General features: G+C 73.7%; 12 protein-coding genes and 1 tRNA gene. 11 read left to right on the top strand and 2 right to left on the bottom strand.

Annotated elements, in window-relative coordinates; genetic code table 11:
* Positions 1 to 12 precede the first annotated feature (12 nt).
* Positions 13 to 85, top strand: a tRNA-Arg gene (locus ASE27_RS08130).
* 3 nt (positions 86 to 88) lie between these two features.
* On the opposite strand, the gene ASE27_RS08125 is transcribed toward ASE27_RS08130, so the two are convergent.
* Together ASE27_RS08125 and ASE27_RS08120 are read right to left on the bottom strand one after the other, a co-directional pair.
* On the bottom strand, positions 89 to 289 hold the full coding sequence (locus ASE27_RS08125; RefSeq protein WP_157257460.1) for a hypothetical protein: 201 nt from the start codon (positions 287 to 289) through the stop codon (positions 89 to 91).
* A gap of 316 nt (positions 290 to 605) precedes the next feature.
* A complete protein-coding gene (locus tag ASE27_RS08120; RefSeq protein WP_056648540.1) occupies positions 606 to 1,238 on the bottom strand; it encodes an alpha/beta hydrolase in 633 nt (210 codons plus the stop codon).
* 217 nt (positions 1,239 to 1,455) lie between these two features.
* Between ASE27_RS08120 and ASE27_RS08115 the strand changes: the two genes are divergently transcribed.
* Genes ASE27_RS08115 through ASE27_RS08070 form a run of 10 tightly spaced genes read left to right on the top strand, consistent with a single transcriptional unit; the run spans position 1,456 to position 14,485 of the window.
* Positions 1,456 to 2,673: a toxic anion resistance protein gene (locus tag ASE27_RS08115; protein WP_056648538.1), complete on the top strand. Its 1,218-nt coding sequence runs from the start codon at positions 1,456 to 1,458 to the stop codon at positions 2,671 to 2,673.
* A gap of 10 nt (positions 2,674 to 2,683) precedes the next feature.
* Positions 2,684 to 3,241 (top strand): hypothetical protein, encoded by a 558-nt coding sequence (locus tag ASE27_RS08110; protein WP_056648536.1) that lies wholly within the window; start codon positions 2,684 to 2,686, stop codon positions 3,239 to 3,241.
* Positions 3,238 to 4,989: an AAA family ATPase gene (locus tag ASE27_RS08105; protein ID WP_082608693.1), complete on the top strand. Its 1,752-nt coding sequence runs from the start codon at positions 3,238 to 3,240 to the stop codon at positions 4,987 to 4,989. Before ASE27_RS08110 ends, ASE27_RS08105 begins: the two co-directional genes overlap by 4 nt.
* Positions 4,986 to 6,353: a hypothetical protein gene (locus ASE27_RS08100; protein ID WP_056648534.1), complete on the top strand. Its 1,368-nt coding sequence runs from the start codon at positions 4,986 to 4,988 to the stop codon at positions 6,351 to 6,353. Before ASE27_RS08105 ends, ASE27_RS08100 begins: the two co-directional genes overlap by 4 nt.
* A complete protein-coding gene (locus ASE27_RS08095) occupies positions 6,350 to 7,360 on the top strand; it encodes a glutamate ABC transporter substrate-binding protein (RefSeq protein WP_157257458.1) in 1,011 nt (336 codons plus the stop codon). The genes ASE27_RS08100 and ASE27_RS08095 overlap by 4 nt, the downstream gene beginning before the upstream one ends.
* Positions 7,357 to 8,550: a hypothetical protein gene (locus tag ASE27_RS08090; protein WP_235535390.1), complete on the top strand. Its 1,194-nt coding sequence runs from the start codon at positions 7,357 to 7,359 to the stop codon at positions 8,548 to 8,550. Before ASE27_RS08095 ends, ASE27_RS08090 begins: the two co-directional genes overlap by 4 nt.
* Positions 8,550 to 10,904, top strand: coding sequence for a serine/threonine-protein kinase (locus ASE27_RS08085; RefSeq protein WP_056648532.1), 2,355 nt, complete (start codon positions 8,550 to 8,552; stop codon positions 10,902 to 10,904). The genes ASE27_RS08090 and ASE27_RS08085 overlap by 1 nt, the downstream gene beginning before the upstream one ends.
* Positions 10,901 to 12,139 carry a protein phosphatase 2C domain-containing protein gene (locus tag ASE27_RS08080; protein WP_056648530.1) on the top strand — a complete coding sequence of 413 codons (1,239 nt, stop codon included), beginning with the start codon at positions 10,901 to 10,903 and terminating at the stop codon, positions 12,137 to 12,139. The genes ASE27_RS08085 and ASE27_RS08080 overlap by 4 nt, the downstream gene beginning before the upstream one ends.
* 22 nt (positions 12,140 to 12,161) lie before the next feature.
* On the top strand, positions 12,162 to 13,445 hold the full coding sequence (locus ASE27_RS08075) for a VWA domain-containing protein (protein WP_056648528.1): 1,284 nt from the start codon (positions 12,162 to 12,164) through the stop codon (positions 13,443 to 13,445).
* A complete protein-coding gene (locus ASE27_RS08070; protein ID WP_056648527.1) occupies positions 13,442 to 14,485 on the top strand; it encodes an FHA domain-containing protein in 1,044 nt (347 codons plus the stop codon). The genes ASE27_RS08075 and ASE27_RS08070 overlap by 4 nt, the downstream gene beginning before the upstream one ends.
* Positions 14,486 to 14,665 lie beyond the last annotated feature (180 nt).

Here is a 14,665-nt window from a genome sequence, read left to right as displayed (position 1 = left end):
GATGGTCCCCGCGCCCCGATAGCTCAATGGATAGAGCAACGGCCTTCTAATCCGTAGGTTGCAGGTTCGAGTCCTGCTCGGGGCACCGCTACGCGTCCTTCAGGAGCATCCGCAGCGTGGCTCCGCTCGTGGCCACCCGGGCGTCCTGAAGGAGTTCCTCGGGAAGGTCTCGCAGCGCCTGCGCATCCGTCACGACGACGAGCCCGGCCAGCATGATCGTCAGCCCGCAAGCGCTCGCCACGTTCACAAGGAAGTCCCACGCGGCCTCGCCCCCCACATGGGTGAGCATGAAGCCGCTGCTCGGGTCACGAGCTCCGTACATCTCCGCCTGACCGTCGCGGAACGAGAGCTCGACGAATCCCGCCTCCAGCTCTCGTCGTGAGACCAACGGCCGACGAACCAACCGGGACCTCAGGGTCGTGCTTCTGCGGAGCCACCACAATTGTGGTGGCTCCGCAGAAACACCACCCGCCCCCGGAAGGCCCCCAGCCCCGGGCGCAACCCCCGAAGCACCCGGCCCCAGCCCCAGCCCCAGCCCCAGGCGAGACGCCCCTGCGGACGCGCGCTCCGCCGTCGGCTCACACCGTACCGAGGCTCACCCACCGCTACTCGGCGGCGTCCGGCAGCACCTTCTCCAGGAACGTCGAGACGTCGGCGAGCTCCTCGGCGCTGATCGAGTGCGGCAGCCCCGGGTACACGACCTCGGTCGCGTCGGCGTGCTGCGGGAGCCAGGCCGACGTCCGCGCCGTCGCGTCGGGCGAGATGACCTGGTCCGCGTCGCCGTGCCCGAAGAACACGGGCGGCCGACGCGCCGCGAGCGCCTCGTCACCGGGCAGCACCGCGTCGAGCACGAAGCCCGACAGCACGACGCCCGCCGCGAACCGCCCGGGCGCGGCCCGCAGGAGCTGGGTCACCATGAGCCCTCCCTGCGAGAACCCCACGGGCACGACGACGGTCCCCGGCTCGACGTTCACGTCGAGCCATGCGAGGACCGCGGCGGTCGAGTCGGCCACGACCTGCGGGTCAGGGCGCCCGGGCACCTCGATCGGTACCCACGAGAACCCGCCGTTGCCCGCTGCCAGGGGTGCCCGCAACGACGCCCAGTCCCACACCGGCGGCAGGTGCCCGGCGATCGCGGGCAGGTCGTGCTCGTGCGAGCCGAACCCGTGGAGCAGCAGCAGGAGGGGGCGTCCTGCGCGGTTGCTGCCGCGGACGTGGACCGTGATCTCAGCGCTCATGCCGAGAATCCTTCCATGGGGAGTTCTCACCCCCCTCAGGGCGTGAAAGAGTAAAGAACCGGCCACCCGTCGCAGATATACTCCCGGGACCGGTCGATGGACCGGCTTGCCCGGTTCGCCGGGTTCCAGGGGTGGGTCTCGCGCCGACCCCTGCTCCAGGATCGGCGACCGGTCAGCGCCCCGGCCGGCGACCGGCAGACACGAGCGAAGGATCACGATGACCGAGGCAGCACCGCTCCAGCCCCCCGCCGCGACCGAGCACCTCGTGCTCTCCGCGCCCGAGCCCGTGAAGCCCGTCGCGACCACGCAGGCTCCCGCGATGGCCCCGCGCGTCGACGAGGCAGCGATCCCCGGCCTGGACCAGAAGGTCACGTCCTACCTGGACGCGCTCATGGCCTCCGACGCCCGCTCTCCCGAGTTCGCCGCCAAGGCCAACGACGTGCGCACCATGGGCGACCAGGACATCCGCACCGCGGCCGACTCCTCGAACCGCCTGCTGGCCACGCCCGTGCGCGCGCTCAAGGAGGGTGGGCTGTCCGAGGGCTCCAAGGTGGGCAGCACGCTCCTCGAGCTGCGCCGCACGGTCGAGAACCTCGACCCGTCCGAGGCCAGCATGGGCCGCAAGATCCTCGGGTTCATCCCGTTCGGCGACAAGCTGACGGACTACTTCCGCCGCTACGAGTCGGCACAGGGCCACCTCAACGCGATCATCCGCGCGCTCTACGACGGCCAGGACGAGCTCCGCAAGGACAACGCGGCCCTCAACCTCGAGAAGCAGCACCTGTGGGACACCATGGCGCGCCTCAACCAGTACATCTACGTGGCCGAGCGCCTCGACGCGCAGCTGTCCGCCAAGACGGCCGAGCTCGACGCGACGGACCCGGAGAAGGCCAAGGCCCTGCGCGAGGACGTCCTGTTCTACGTCCGCCAGAAGCACCAGGACCTCCTGACCCAGCTCGCGGTGTCCATCCAGGGCTACCTCGCGATCGACATCGTCATCAAGAACAACGTCGAGCTCATCAAGGGCGTCGACCGCGCGACCACCACGACCGTCTCCGCTCTGCGCACGGCCGTCATCGTGGCCCAGGCCCTCGCCAACCAGAAGCTCGTCCTGGACCAGATCACGGCGCTCAACACCACGACGTCGAACATGATCGCCTCGACGTCCAAGATGCTCGCGGACCAGTCGGCGTCCATCCAGTCGCAGGCCGCGAGCGCGACCGTCGGGCTCCCCCAGCTCCAGGCCGCGTTCCAGAACATCTACGCGACCATGGACTCGATCTCGACGTTCAAGGTCCAGGCCCTGGACTCGATGGCGCAGACCATCGGTGTCCTGGAGACCGAGACGACCAAGGCCCGCGAGTACCTGGACCGCGTGGCCCAGGGCGACCAGACCGGTGCCGCCACGGGCGCGCTCGACCTCGGAAAGGTCTGATCCGGACACCATGGGCTGGTTCCAGAACCTGTTCGGCGGCGGGCGCAACCGCCCGCCGGAGATCCCTGCGCTGCCTCCGGCGCCCACGAGCGCGGACATCCTCGCCTCGGTCGACGCCGTCCAGGCGCAGATCGAGGGCAGGGTCCCGCCCGCGGTGACCGCACGCGTGAACCGCATCGCGAAGACGGTCGACGACATGGCGCCGCGCCTCGACCGCCTGGGCGGCGGCACGGCCCAGGCGCACACGGTCGTGGCGACCGCGACGAGCTACCTCCCGGAGGCCGTGGGCGGCTACCTGCGCCTGCCGCGCGACTTCGCGGACACGCGCGTCATCAACCGCGGCAAGACCTCGCTCATGATCCTGTGCGACCAGCTCGACCTGCTGGGCGTGACGCTCGACAAGATCTCCGACGCGGTCTCGCGCGCCGACGCCGTGGCGCTCGTGGCGCACGGGCAGTTCCTCGCGGAGAAGTTCCAGACGTCCTCGATCGCCCTGGCCCCCGAGGCCGGGCTCGGATCCGCCCAGCCGCAGGCGCCGGGCACCCCGGGCGGGCTGGAACGACCATGAGCGCCGCGCGCCAGGGGGCGCTCGCCCGCAGCATCGCGGCACTGACCGAGGTGGGCCGCCAGGGGGGCCTCGTGCCCGACGACGTCACGCGCGAGGGCGAGCGTCTCGCCGCCGCGGTGGCCGAGTCGTCCACGGGCGCGGCCCCCGCGTGGCTCGAGGCCGTGGGCCGCGCCCCCGACGACTTCACCGCGTTCTTCGAGGCCGCCCAGCGCGGTCGCCGGTGGCGCTCGGCCCCGACCGACCAGCTCACGACGCTCGTGCTGGCCGGCTCGGAGCACGCGGCCGCCTACGCCGAGGCTCTCGCGACCGTGATCGACGCGGCTGGCGCCCTGGGCTCCCCCGGGCTCGCGGCGTCCGCCAACGCCGCGTCCACGACGGCCGTGCAGCGGGCCGCGGCCAGGCCGCACACCGGCGCGCCGCAGCCCGCAGGGCCGCACCCTGCGGTGCCGTCGGCGGCCGGCCCGCTCCACCCGCCGCACGGCGCGCCCGCCCGCTTCCCCACGCCCGCGTTCGACCCGACCCTCCCGAGCGGCACGAACCCGTTCGACCTGGGCTCTCTCGTCGGCGCGGGCGGGCTGCGCCCCCCGGCGCAGGACGTCCTCCCGACGGTCGACGCGATCCTCGACGCCCTGGGTGCGCGCACCCCGGGTGCCCCGGACCCCGCGACGCACGCGGCGCCGTCGGGAACCCCGGGCAACCCGGCCTCAGGCGGCGCGCAGAGCGCGACCACGGGCGACGCCCCCGCCGAGGAGGAGACCGAGGCCGAGCCGCCCCGGTCGCTCGAGGAGCTCCTGGCCGAGCTCGACGCGCTGATCGGGCTCGACCGGGTCAAGCACGAGATCCGACAGCAGACCGAGCTCCTGCGCATCGAGCAGCTCCGCACGGCCGCAGGCCTGACCCGGCCCACGCTCACGCGCCACCTCGTGTTCCTCGGCAACCCCGGCACGGGCAAGACGACCGTCGCGCGAGTGGTCGCCGGGATCTACCGCGCGCTCGGGCTGCTGAGCAAGGGGCACCTGGTCGAGGTCGACCGTTCCGAGCTCGTCGCGGGCTACCTGGGCCAGACGGCCGTCAAGACCTCGGAGGTCGTGGCGACCGCGATCGGCGGCGTGCTGTTCATCGACGAGGCGTACGGCCTCGCGGAGGACCAGTACGGCGCCGAGGCCATCAACACCCTCGTCAAGGACATGGAGGACCACCGCGACGACCTCGTGGTGATCGTCGCCGGGTACCCCGGCCCCATGGCCGGGTTCATCGCGACCAACCCCGGCCTCGAGTCACGCTTCTCGACGACCATCACGTTCGACGACTACTCGGACGCCGAGCTGCGCGGGATCTTCGAGCGCATGGCCACCTCGGCCGACTTCGAGCCGCTGCCCACGACCCTCGACCGGTTCGAGCAGATGGTCTCGCTCGTGCCGCGCACCGAGGGGTTCGGCAACGGCCGCCACGCGCGCAACGTCCTGGACGCGGCCATCGCCCGGCACGCGTGGCGCCTCAAGGACACGCCCGAGCCCACGCTCGACGAGCTGCGCCGGCTCCTGCCCGAGGACCTGCTCCCCCCGGACGAGGCCCCCGAGAGCATCCTGCAGACGACGCCCACCGAGGACGTGCCGCCCGCGGACGTGCTCGACGAGCCCACCGCGGCGGACGACGCCCTCGACCTCGCCGACCCCCTCGACGACGACCAGCCCACCGACGACCAGCCCACCGACGCGACCGTCTCCCCTCAGGAGGAGCCTGCATGAGCCAGACCCTGACGCCGCCGCCCGGGTCCGCCCCCGCGCCCGGTCGGGCCGTCCAGCCCGCCCACCCCGGCCAGCCGGGCGGGCAGACCGGGACAGCCTCCCTGACGCAGGCCCAGGAGCGTGCGGAACGCCGGGCCGGGGTCCGCAGCGCGCTGCGCCGCACCCCGGGCAAGCTGCGGATCGCCCTCGCGGTGTGCGTGCTCGCCTCGATCGTCTTCGGCGCGCTCGGCTTCCAGGCCGCGCGCGTCCAGGGGATCGCGCTCGAGGACGCGCGCTCGGACACGAGCCAGCTCGTGGGCATCCAGGACGTGCGCAACAACTTGGTCGTCGCGGACGCCTCGGCGACGAACGCGTTCCTGGTCGGCGGCCTCGAGCCCGCCGACCAGCGCGCGCGCTACGACGACGCGATCGCCAACGCCTCGATCCGGCTCGCCGAGCTCGCGGGCTCCAACAGCGCCGACGCGACCGAGCTGGGCGTGGTCGCCTCGCAGGTCACGGTCTACACGGGCCTGATCGAGCAGGCCCGTGCGAACAACCGGCAGGGCTTCCCGGTGGGCTCGGCCTACCTGGACCAGGCCTCGACCCTGCTGCGCGACGAGATCCTGCCGACGCTCACGACGCTCGTCGACGACAACGCCGAGCGCGTCGCGTCCGACCTGTCGATGGTGCGCAACGCGATGTGGATCCTCGCGGCGGGCCTGCTGTGCCTCGCGCTGCTGATCGTCACGCAGGTGTGGCTCGCCAAGCGCACGCACCGCGTCCTCAACGTGGGGCTCCTGGTCGCGAGCATCGTGCTCCTGGTCGTGGGTGTGGGCGGGGCCGTCCTGCTGAGCCAGACCAACAGCGCCGCCGCGGCGGTCCGCGACGGCCCCTACGCCGCGACGCTCGCGGCGTCGACCGCGTACTCCGAGGCCAACGACGCCAAGGCCATGGAGAGCTTCACGCTCATCAAGCGCGGGTCGGGCCAGACCTACGAGGAGTCGTTCGTCGAGCTGACCGCGGACGCCGCGCAGCGCCTCGACCAGGCAGCCGCCGACGGGAACCTCGACGGGACCTCCGCGGGGTACCTCGACGACTGGGTCGTCCAGCACCAGGCGATCCGAGCGCTCGACGACGCGGGAGACTGGGACGGAGCGGTCGCGCTCGCCACGAGCGCTGACGAGGGCGGCCCGAACGCCGCGTTCGCCGCGTTCTCGCAGACGGTCACGTCCGACATCGCCGAGAACATCAAGGCCACGCAGGCCGACCTCGCCTCGGCCGGCAACCGCTCGGCCCTCGCGGGCTGGCTCCTGCTGGCCGCGGGCCTCGCTGCGGCGGTCCTCGCCTGGCGCGGCCTGAACGTCCGACTGGAGGAGTACCGGTGATCACCTCGACCTTCCGCAAGAGCGGGCGCCTGGGCGCCCTGGTGGCGCTGGGGCTCTCGGGTGCCCTGGTCCTGGCCGGCTGCGCCACGCCCGACGCCGGACCGGCGGCGGGAGCACCGGTCACCTCGGTCGTGGGGACCTCGAGCAGGGCGGCCGCCGGCGCGGCCGGTTCCTCGGTCGCCGCCGCGGCGACGTGCGAGAACCCCGTCGCGTCCTACGCCCCCGACGGCCCCCTGCCCGGACCGGGCGCCCTGCCGGCGGGCAGCACCATGGCCGCGATCCGCGACCGCGGCTCGCTCATCGTGGGCGTCTCGGCCGACACCCTCCAGCTCGGAGCCCGCAACCCGCTCAGCGGCCAGATCGAGGGCTTCGACATCGACGTGCTGCACCAGGTGTCGAACGCGATCTTCGGCGACCCGGACCGGCTGCAGTTCCGTGTCATCACCTCGGGCCAGCGCCTCGAGGTCCTCGAGAACGGCGAGGTCGACGTGGTCGCCCGCGCCTTCACGATCAACTGCGAGCGCTGGGAGACCATCGCGTTCTCCTCGGAGTACTACCACGCGGGCCAGAAGGTCCTCGTGACGCGCGACTCCGAGGCGCAGGGCATCGCGGACCTCGCGGGCCAGCGGGTGTGCGCACCGGACGGCACCACGACGCTCGAGCGCCTCCAGGAGTACCCCGACATCACCGCGGTTCCCGCGACCACGCACACGGGCTGCCTCGCGCTGTTCCAGCAGGGCAAGGTCGACGCGATCACGGGCGACGACACGATCCTCGCGGGCTTCGCGGCCCAGGACCCGTACGCCAAGGTCGTGGGCCAGGCGATCTCCGACGAGCCCTACGGCCTGGGCATCCCGGCCCAGAACGTCGACATGGTCAAGTTCGTCAACGGCGTCCTGGAGCAGATGCGCACCGACGGCACGTGGACGGCGCTGTACGACGAGTGGCTCGGCGTGCTCGGCCCGGCCCCCGCGCCGCCCGTCGCCGTCTACGGCCGCACGCCGTGACCCCTGCCTCGTCCGCCACCCCTGCTGCCGGGCCGCCCGTCGCCCCCCGGACCCAGCAGGCTCCGAGCGCGCCCGGACGTCTCGGCGAGGCGATCCCCGCGGCGGAGCTGTACGACTACCTCTTGCGCCTCGAGGAGTGGCTGCGCGCCCGGCGGACCGAGCTCGACCGCCTTGACGCGGCCGCCCAGGCCGCCGCGTCGCCCGAGACGTACACGGCCGACATGCTGCTGGCCATGACGCTCTGGCAGGCGGCCCGCACGCGCGCCGACGAGATGGGCGTCGTGTGGGACTCGGGGCGCGCCGACGCGGTGGGTCGCGAGAAGATCTCCCAGCTCGTCTGGGGCCGGCTCAGCTCGCCCGACGGCTCGTCGCTCGTCTCGCTGGTCGAGGCCACGCGGCTGTGCGACGCGATCGTGTCCGCCCTGCGCACGCGGCTCTCGTTCGACCCGAACGCGGCCGACGAGGTCGCGCGCTTCCGCGGCCTGCGTGCCGAGCTGGCACGCTGCGACGAGCTCGCGGGCTCCGACACCACGGCTCGCGGGCGCGTCGAGAAGCTGCGCGAGCGGTGGACGAGGCTGCGCGACAAGGCGTCGAACGGCGCCGACGTCACGGGCCCCCTCACCGAGCTCGAGGCCGAGGTCGCACGCACCGAGCGCGACCTCATCGTGGGCGCCTCCGAGCGCCGCGAGCTCGCCCGCGACCGCAGGCAGGCCGTCGAGCGCTACGCGGCCCTCGAGGCGCGCGAGCCCTCGCTGCGCGAGCTCGCGGCCCGGTGCCGGCGCGAGATCGCCGCTCCCCCGCGCCTCGCGGTTCCTGACGTCTCTCGGCTCGGCGAGGTCCCCGCGGACCGGGCCGGGCTCGACGGGTTCCTCACGCGCCTCGCGACCGTCGCGCGTGCCTTCGACACGGTCGAGGCCTCCTACTCCGCGCCGCTGCGCGAGCGCGCCGAGCTCCGCTACCGGCTCGACGCCTACCGGGTGCGGGCCGACACGAACGGGCGCAGCGTGTCCCCGACGGTCCGCTCGGGACTCGCCGAGGCCCGCACGGCCGGCGAGGCCGTGCCGTGCGACGTCGTCCTCCTGCGCTTCCTCGTCGAGCAGTACCAGTTCCTGACCCGCGACCTGCCTGCTCACCTCTCGTCTCCCGCCCCTGGATCGTCGCCCGTCCCGGGCCAGGAAGGATCGTCCTGATGACCACATCGACCACGCAGGAGCCGTGCGCCCAGCCGGGCTGCGACGGCTTCATCGAGGACGGCTACTGCAACGTCTGCGGCTCGCCGGGCGGATCGTCCGCGTCGCCCGCGCCCTCCACGGGGGGTGCCACGGGCACGACGACGCCCGGCGCGGCAGCGTCGCCGTCCGCCATGCTCGGCACGGGGATCGCCCAGGCCGCTCCCAACTATGCGGCCGGCCCCGGCCCCGAGGGCGAGGCCGTGTCCACGCGCACGGGCCGGACCAGCTCGACCCAGCTCGCGAGCGCCGCGCTGGGCTCGGCCCGCTCGGCCGTCACGGGCACCAAGTCCACGCGCCGGGTCGGCACGTCCTCGACCCGCCTGCGCGGCCACCGGCTCGGCGCGGGACTGACGACCGTCCCGAGCGCCCCGGTCCGCGACCCGCTCCAGGCCATCATGGCCGTGCCCGAGCTCGCCGAGTCCAAGCGCTTCTGCCCCACGTGCGGCGCCAAGGTAGGCCGCTCGCGCGACGGCGTCCCGGGCCGCACCTCGGGCTTCTGCCCCCAGTGCCGCACCGCGTTCTCGTTCGACCCGCAGCTCTCGCCCGGCGACGTCGTCGGCGGGCAGTACGAGGTCGTGGGCTGCCTCGCGCACGGCGGACTGGGCTGGATCTACCTCGCGCGCGACCAGAACGTCTCGGGCCGCTGGGTCGTGCTCAAGGGCCTGCTCAACTCGGGGGACCCCGACGCGTTCGCGGCCGCGATCTCCGAGCGCCAGTTCCTGGCGGAGGTCGAGCACCCGCTCATCGTCGAGATCTACAACTTCGTCATGCACGACGGCGCGGGCTACACCGTCATGGAGTACGTGGGCGGCAAGTCGCTCAAGGAGATCCTCAAGGACCGCCGCGACGAGAACAACGGCGTGGTGGACCCGCTGCCCGTGGACCAGGCGCTCGCGTTCGTGCTCGAGATCCTGCCCGCGTTCGCCTACCTGCACGACCTGGGCCTGATCTTCTGCGACTTCAAGCCCGACAACATGATCCAGCAGGGCGACGGGGTCAAGCTCATCGACCTGGGCGGCGTGCGACGCCTCGACGACATGACGTCGGCGATCTTCGGGACCGTGGGCTACCAGGCCCCCGAGGTCGCGGAGGTCGGGACCTCGGTCGCGTCCGACATCTACACGATCGGGCGCACGCTCGCGACGCTCGTGCTCGACTTCCGCGGCAACCAGACGACGTACGTCGCCTCCCTGCCGCCCGTCGCCGAGACACCCGTCTTCCAGAAGTACGACTCGTTCTACCGGCTGCTCGCCAAGGCCTGCGCGCTCGACCCGTCCGACCGCTTCGCCACGATCGACGAGATGCGCGCCCAGCTCATCGGGGTCCTGCGCGAGGTCGTCGCGACCGACCGCGGACCGGGCAGCGGGGCGCTCCACTCGGCCGCGTCGATGCTCTTCGAGGCCCCCGTGTCCGACGACGCCGACGCGCCCCTGACCTGGGACGCGCTGCCCGCGCTCAAGGTCGACGAGTCCGACCCCATGGCCAGCTGGCTCGCGGGCGTCAACATCGCCGACCCGGCTGCCCGCATGGCCGCGCTCGCCGCCGCCCCCGAGGGCACGGTCGAGGTCCGCCTCGCCTACGCCCGGGCCGCGATCGAGCACCGCCGCTTCGCCGAGGTCGACAAGACCATCGCCTCGATCCTCACCGACGACCCGTGGGAGTGGCGCGCGGCGTGGATCGGCGGGCTGGCAGAGCTCGCGCGCGGCGAGGCCGCAGCAGCCCGCGCCTCGTTCAACGCCGTCTACGGCCAGGTGCCCGGCGAGCTCGCGCCCAAGCTCGCGCTCGCCGTCTCGTGCGAGGTCAGCGGCGAGCCGGACATCGCCGAGTCGCTCTACGTGATCTGCGCCCGCTCGGACGCCAACTACACGGCCCCCGCGGCGTTCGGGCTCGCCCGCATCCGCCAGGCCCGCGGCGACCTCGACGGCGCGCTGCACGCCCTGGACCTGGTCACCCCGACCCGCAGCTCCTACACCGACGCCCGCATGCGCCGCGCACGCCTGCTCGCGGGCTCGGGCCGCGGGCTCCCGGCCCTGGCCGAGGCACTCGCGAGCGTCGAGTCGGTCGCGATCCCCCCGCGCGAGCGGGTCTCGCTCTCGATCGACGTGCTCCGCTCGGCGCTCGAGGAGGTCACGGCCGCGCCCACCAAGCAGGTCGGCACCGTGCGCATCGGCGGGGTCGAGCCCAAGGAGCCGCCGCTGCGCGACGCTCTCGAGGGGGCCTACCGCGAGATGGCGACCCTGACCGAGGACAAGATCGCGCGCATCGACCTGGTCGACCAGGCCAACGCCGTGCGCCGCTGGACCACGACGTGAGCGCGGAGGACACGCCGACCGGCGTGCTCGCACCGTGCTCCACGTGCGGTGAGCTCCCCGCTCCCGGGGCGAGGTTCTGCGAGAACTGCGGCTCCGACGTCGGGCCCGCGACGGGCACTGCGGGCGGGCCGCCCGTGCTGGCGCGCCCTCCGGTGCCGGCGCTGCCCGAGCCCCCCGCCGACCTCAAGCCGACCGATCCCCCGGGCGACCCCGCGGCCGACCCGGTGCCTCCGCCGCCCGTCGCCACGCACCGCCCCTGCACGAGCTGCGGCGGGACCGTCGCGGACGACGGCTACTGCGAGCAGTGCGGCGAGAAGGCCCAGGTCGAGCGCGACCACTGGGCCGAGCGGCCCGCACCGTGGGTCGCGGGCGTGTGCGACCGCGGCATCCGCCACGCGCGCAACGAGGACGCCATGGCGCTCGCCGCGTCGGGCGACCCGGCCACGGCCGGGCGCTTCGCAGCGCTCGTGGTGTGCGACGGGGTCTCGGCCGCGCCCGACTCGGACGTCGCGAGCCTCGCGGCCGCGCGTGCCGCCCGGGACGTGCTCGCGTCCGGCGGGCCCGACGGCGCCACCCCCGTCACGGGGGACGTCACCGAGCGCATCCAGGCCTGGCAGGCCCTCATGGTCGCGGCCTCGACGACCGCGAACGACGCCGTGCTGGTCGCGGTGGGTGACAAGGCCGAGCGGGCCGAGCCGCCGTCGTGCACGTTCGTCGCGGCCGTCGTGGACGGCCCGCTGATCGTCGCGGGATGGGTCGGCGACTCGCGCGCCTACTGGATCCCCGACGCCGGCACGGCCCGCCAGCTCAGCGTCGACGACTCGTGGGCGCACGAGCTGATGGCCATGGGCACCCCGCGCCACGTGGCCGAGAACTCGCCCCAGGCGCACGCGATCACGCGCTGGCTCGGGCCCGACTCGACCGACCCGGCCGCGCGGTGCGCCCCGACGGTCCCGGACTCGTCGGGCTGGCTGCTGGTCTGCTCGGACGGCCTGTGGAACTACTGCTCGGCGGCCGACGACCTCGCGGACCTCGTGCGCTCGACCGAGGCCACGACGGGGCGCGAGCCCCGGGCGCTGGCTGCCGAGCTCGTGCGCTGGGCCAACGCCCAGGGCGGCCGCGACAACATCACGGCGACCCTCGCCCGGTTCGAGGCGCTCCCCGCCTCGGCCACCTCCGATAACCTGCACACAGACGCTGTCACGGGCGACGAGCCCGCGACGCGCGCCCTCTGATCCACGAAGGAGCCCAGAACCCATGGCCGAGTTCTCCGCCGAGGTCTTCCAGAACGAGTTCCTGTCCGAGGGCGCCACGGATGTGCACGCCATCGTGACGGTGACCGCCCGAGGGGCAGGTCAGGCCGGCGCCGCGACCTCCGGGGGCGGCGTCGCCGAGATCATCATGGTCGACACGTCCGGCTCGATGTCGGGGCGCAACATGGAGTCCGCCAAGTACGCGGCGCAGGTCGCGGTCGACCAGATCCTCGACGGGACCTGGTTCGCGATCGTCGGCGGCAGCCACGTCGCGCAGCGCGCGTTCCCCTACCCCAACGCGCGGGTCGCGATGGTCCAGATGGAGCCTGCGGCGCGCGAGGAGGCCAAGCGGGCCATCGCGATGATGAGCCCGTCGGGCGGCACCGCGATGAGCACGTGGCTCCAGCTCGCGGCCCAGCTCTTCGACACCGTGCCCCAGGCCGCCCAGCGCCACGCGATCCTGCTGACGGACGGCAAGAACGAGTCCGAGCCGCGCGAGAACCTCTCGCAGGTCGTGCGCAACGTGACCGGGAAGTTCCAGTGCGACGCGCGCGGCGTCGGGTCGCGCTGGCAGGTCGACGAGCTGCGCGAGATCTCGACGGCCCTGCTCGGGACGGTCGACCTGATCGCCGACCCGAGCGAGATCGCGGCCGACTTCTCGTCGCTCATCCAGAAGTCCATGTCGCGCGGCGTGGCCTCCGCGGACCTGCGCGTGTGGGCCCCGCAGGGCGCCCAGGTGCTGTTCGTCCGCCAGGTCGCCCCGACGGTCGAGGACCTCACGACGCGCCGCGCCGTGGTCAACCCGCTCACGGGCTCCTACCCCACGGGGTCGTGGGGCGACGAGACGCGCGACTACCACGTGGCCGTGCGCGTGGCCTCGAAGCCCGTGGGCTCCGAGCAGCTCGCGGCGCGCGTGCAGCTCGCCGTGAACGGCGAGGTGGTCTCGTCGGGTCTCGTCAAGGCCAAGTGGTCCGACGACGGCGCGCTCACCACGCGCATCAACCCCGAGGTCGCGCACTACACGGGTCAGGCCGAGCTCGCGTCCGCGATCCAGGAGGGCCTCGCGGCCAAGGCCGCGGGCGACGAGGCGACGGCCACGGTCAAGCTCGGCCGCGCGGTCCAGCTCGCGGCCGAGACGGGCAACGACGAGGCGACCTCGCGCCTGCGCAAGGTCGTGGAGATCGAGAGCGAGGAGCAGGGCACGGTGCGCCTCAAGCGCAACACCGACAAGCTCGACGAGATGGCCCTCGACACCGCCTCGACAAAGACCACGCGGGTCAAGCGATGAGCGCGATCTGCCCCAACGGGCACGCGTCCGAGTCGACCGACTACTGCGACGTGTGCGGCGAGCCCATGGCGGCTGCGTCGAGCGGCGCGTCGGGGGCCGTGTCCTCCGGCTCTGCGGGACCCGGCGCGACCGCCGCTGGTGCTGGTGAGGGTGCCGGAAGCGGCGAGCCGATCACGTGCCCGCACTGCTCGTTCCCGGCCGCGGCCGGTGCGCTGTTCTGCGAGAACTGCGGCTACGACTTCACGACGGGTTCGCTGCCCGAGCCCGCCGAGGCACCGTCGGCGGCGACCCCGGTCCCGGCAGGTGCGCCTGCCGGGGCGTCCGGGCCGTTCGCTCCCCCGGCGTCGTCGCTCGACCTGGACCCGGTCGCTCCCCCTGCGGGGTCGCCCGCGGCCGCGCCGTCCGCCGACCCGTTGTCGGCCCCGGCAGCCCTGACGCCGCCCGGGGGCGATCCCGGGGCGGGTGGCCCGTCGACTGCTGCGGTCGCCGCCGGTGACCCGGGGACGGGTCCGCTCGTCGCTCCCGGTGCTCCTGCCGACCCGGCAGACCCGGCCGAGGGCGAGGCGACGTCCGCACGGACGGGCGCGACGCCGTCGGGCACGGGGACGCACCTGCCCACCCCGCCCGTGCCGGGCGAGGACCAGTGGGTCGTCGAGGTGTGGATCGACCCCGACTGGTACCAGGCGCAGAAGGCCGAGGACCCGTTGCCGTCGGCCGGGCTGCCCGGTCTCGTGGTGCTGCGCGAGCGCAGCGTGCTCGTGGGGCGCCCGTCGGCCTCGCGCAACATCCACCCGCAGATCGACTGCGGCGCCGACTCGGGCGTCTCGCGTCGGCACTGCCAGCTCAACACCGACGGGCAGCGCTGGTGGGTCGAGGACCTCCAGTCGTCCAACGGGACGTACCTGAGCCCTGCGGGCGGCGAGCTGCCGATCGACCCGATCCCGGCCGGTCAGCGCCGCGAGGTCGCCGACGGCGACCGCATCTACCTCGGTGGGTGGACGCGGCTCGTGATCCGCAAGGCGATGCCTGGCGAGGTCTGACCCTGGTGGTGTGACGGGTGGCGCGGTCACCGGCTGAGGCCGGGGCCGCGCCACTGGTCGTCGTGGGCGTGTCGCTTCTGGCGCGTGCGATCAGGTCGGACGCGGCCCGACGGCGGGCGCGGCTGCCACGTTGGGCGCGCCCTTCCACTCTCCCTGGAGGTGGGATGCGTTGTTCGCGCA

The sequence above is a fragment of the Oerskovia sp. Root918 genome, from assembly GCF_001428945.1.
Lineage (GTDB): Bacteria > Actinomycetota > Actinomycetes > Actinomycetales > Cellulomonadaceae > Oerskovia > Oerskovia enterophila.
The sequence above is the reverse complement of the archived record's forward strand: the minus strand, read 5'-3'. Positions and strand labels throughout refer to the sequence as shown.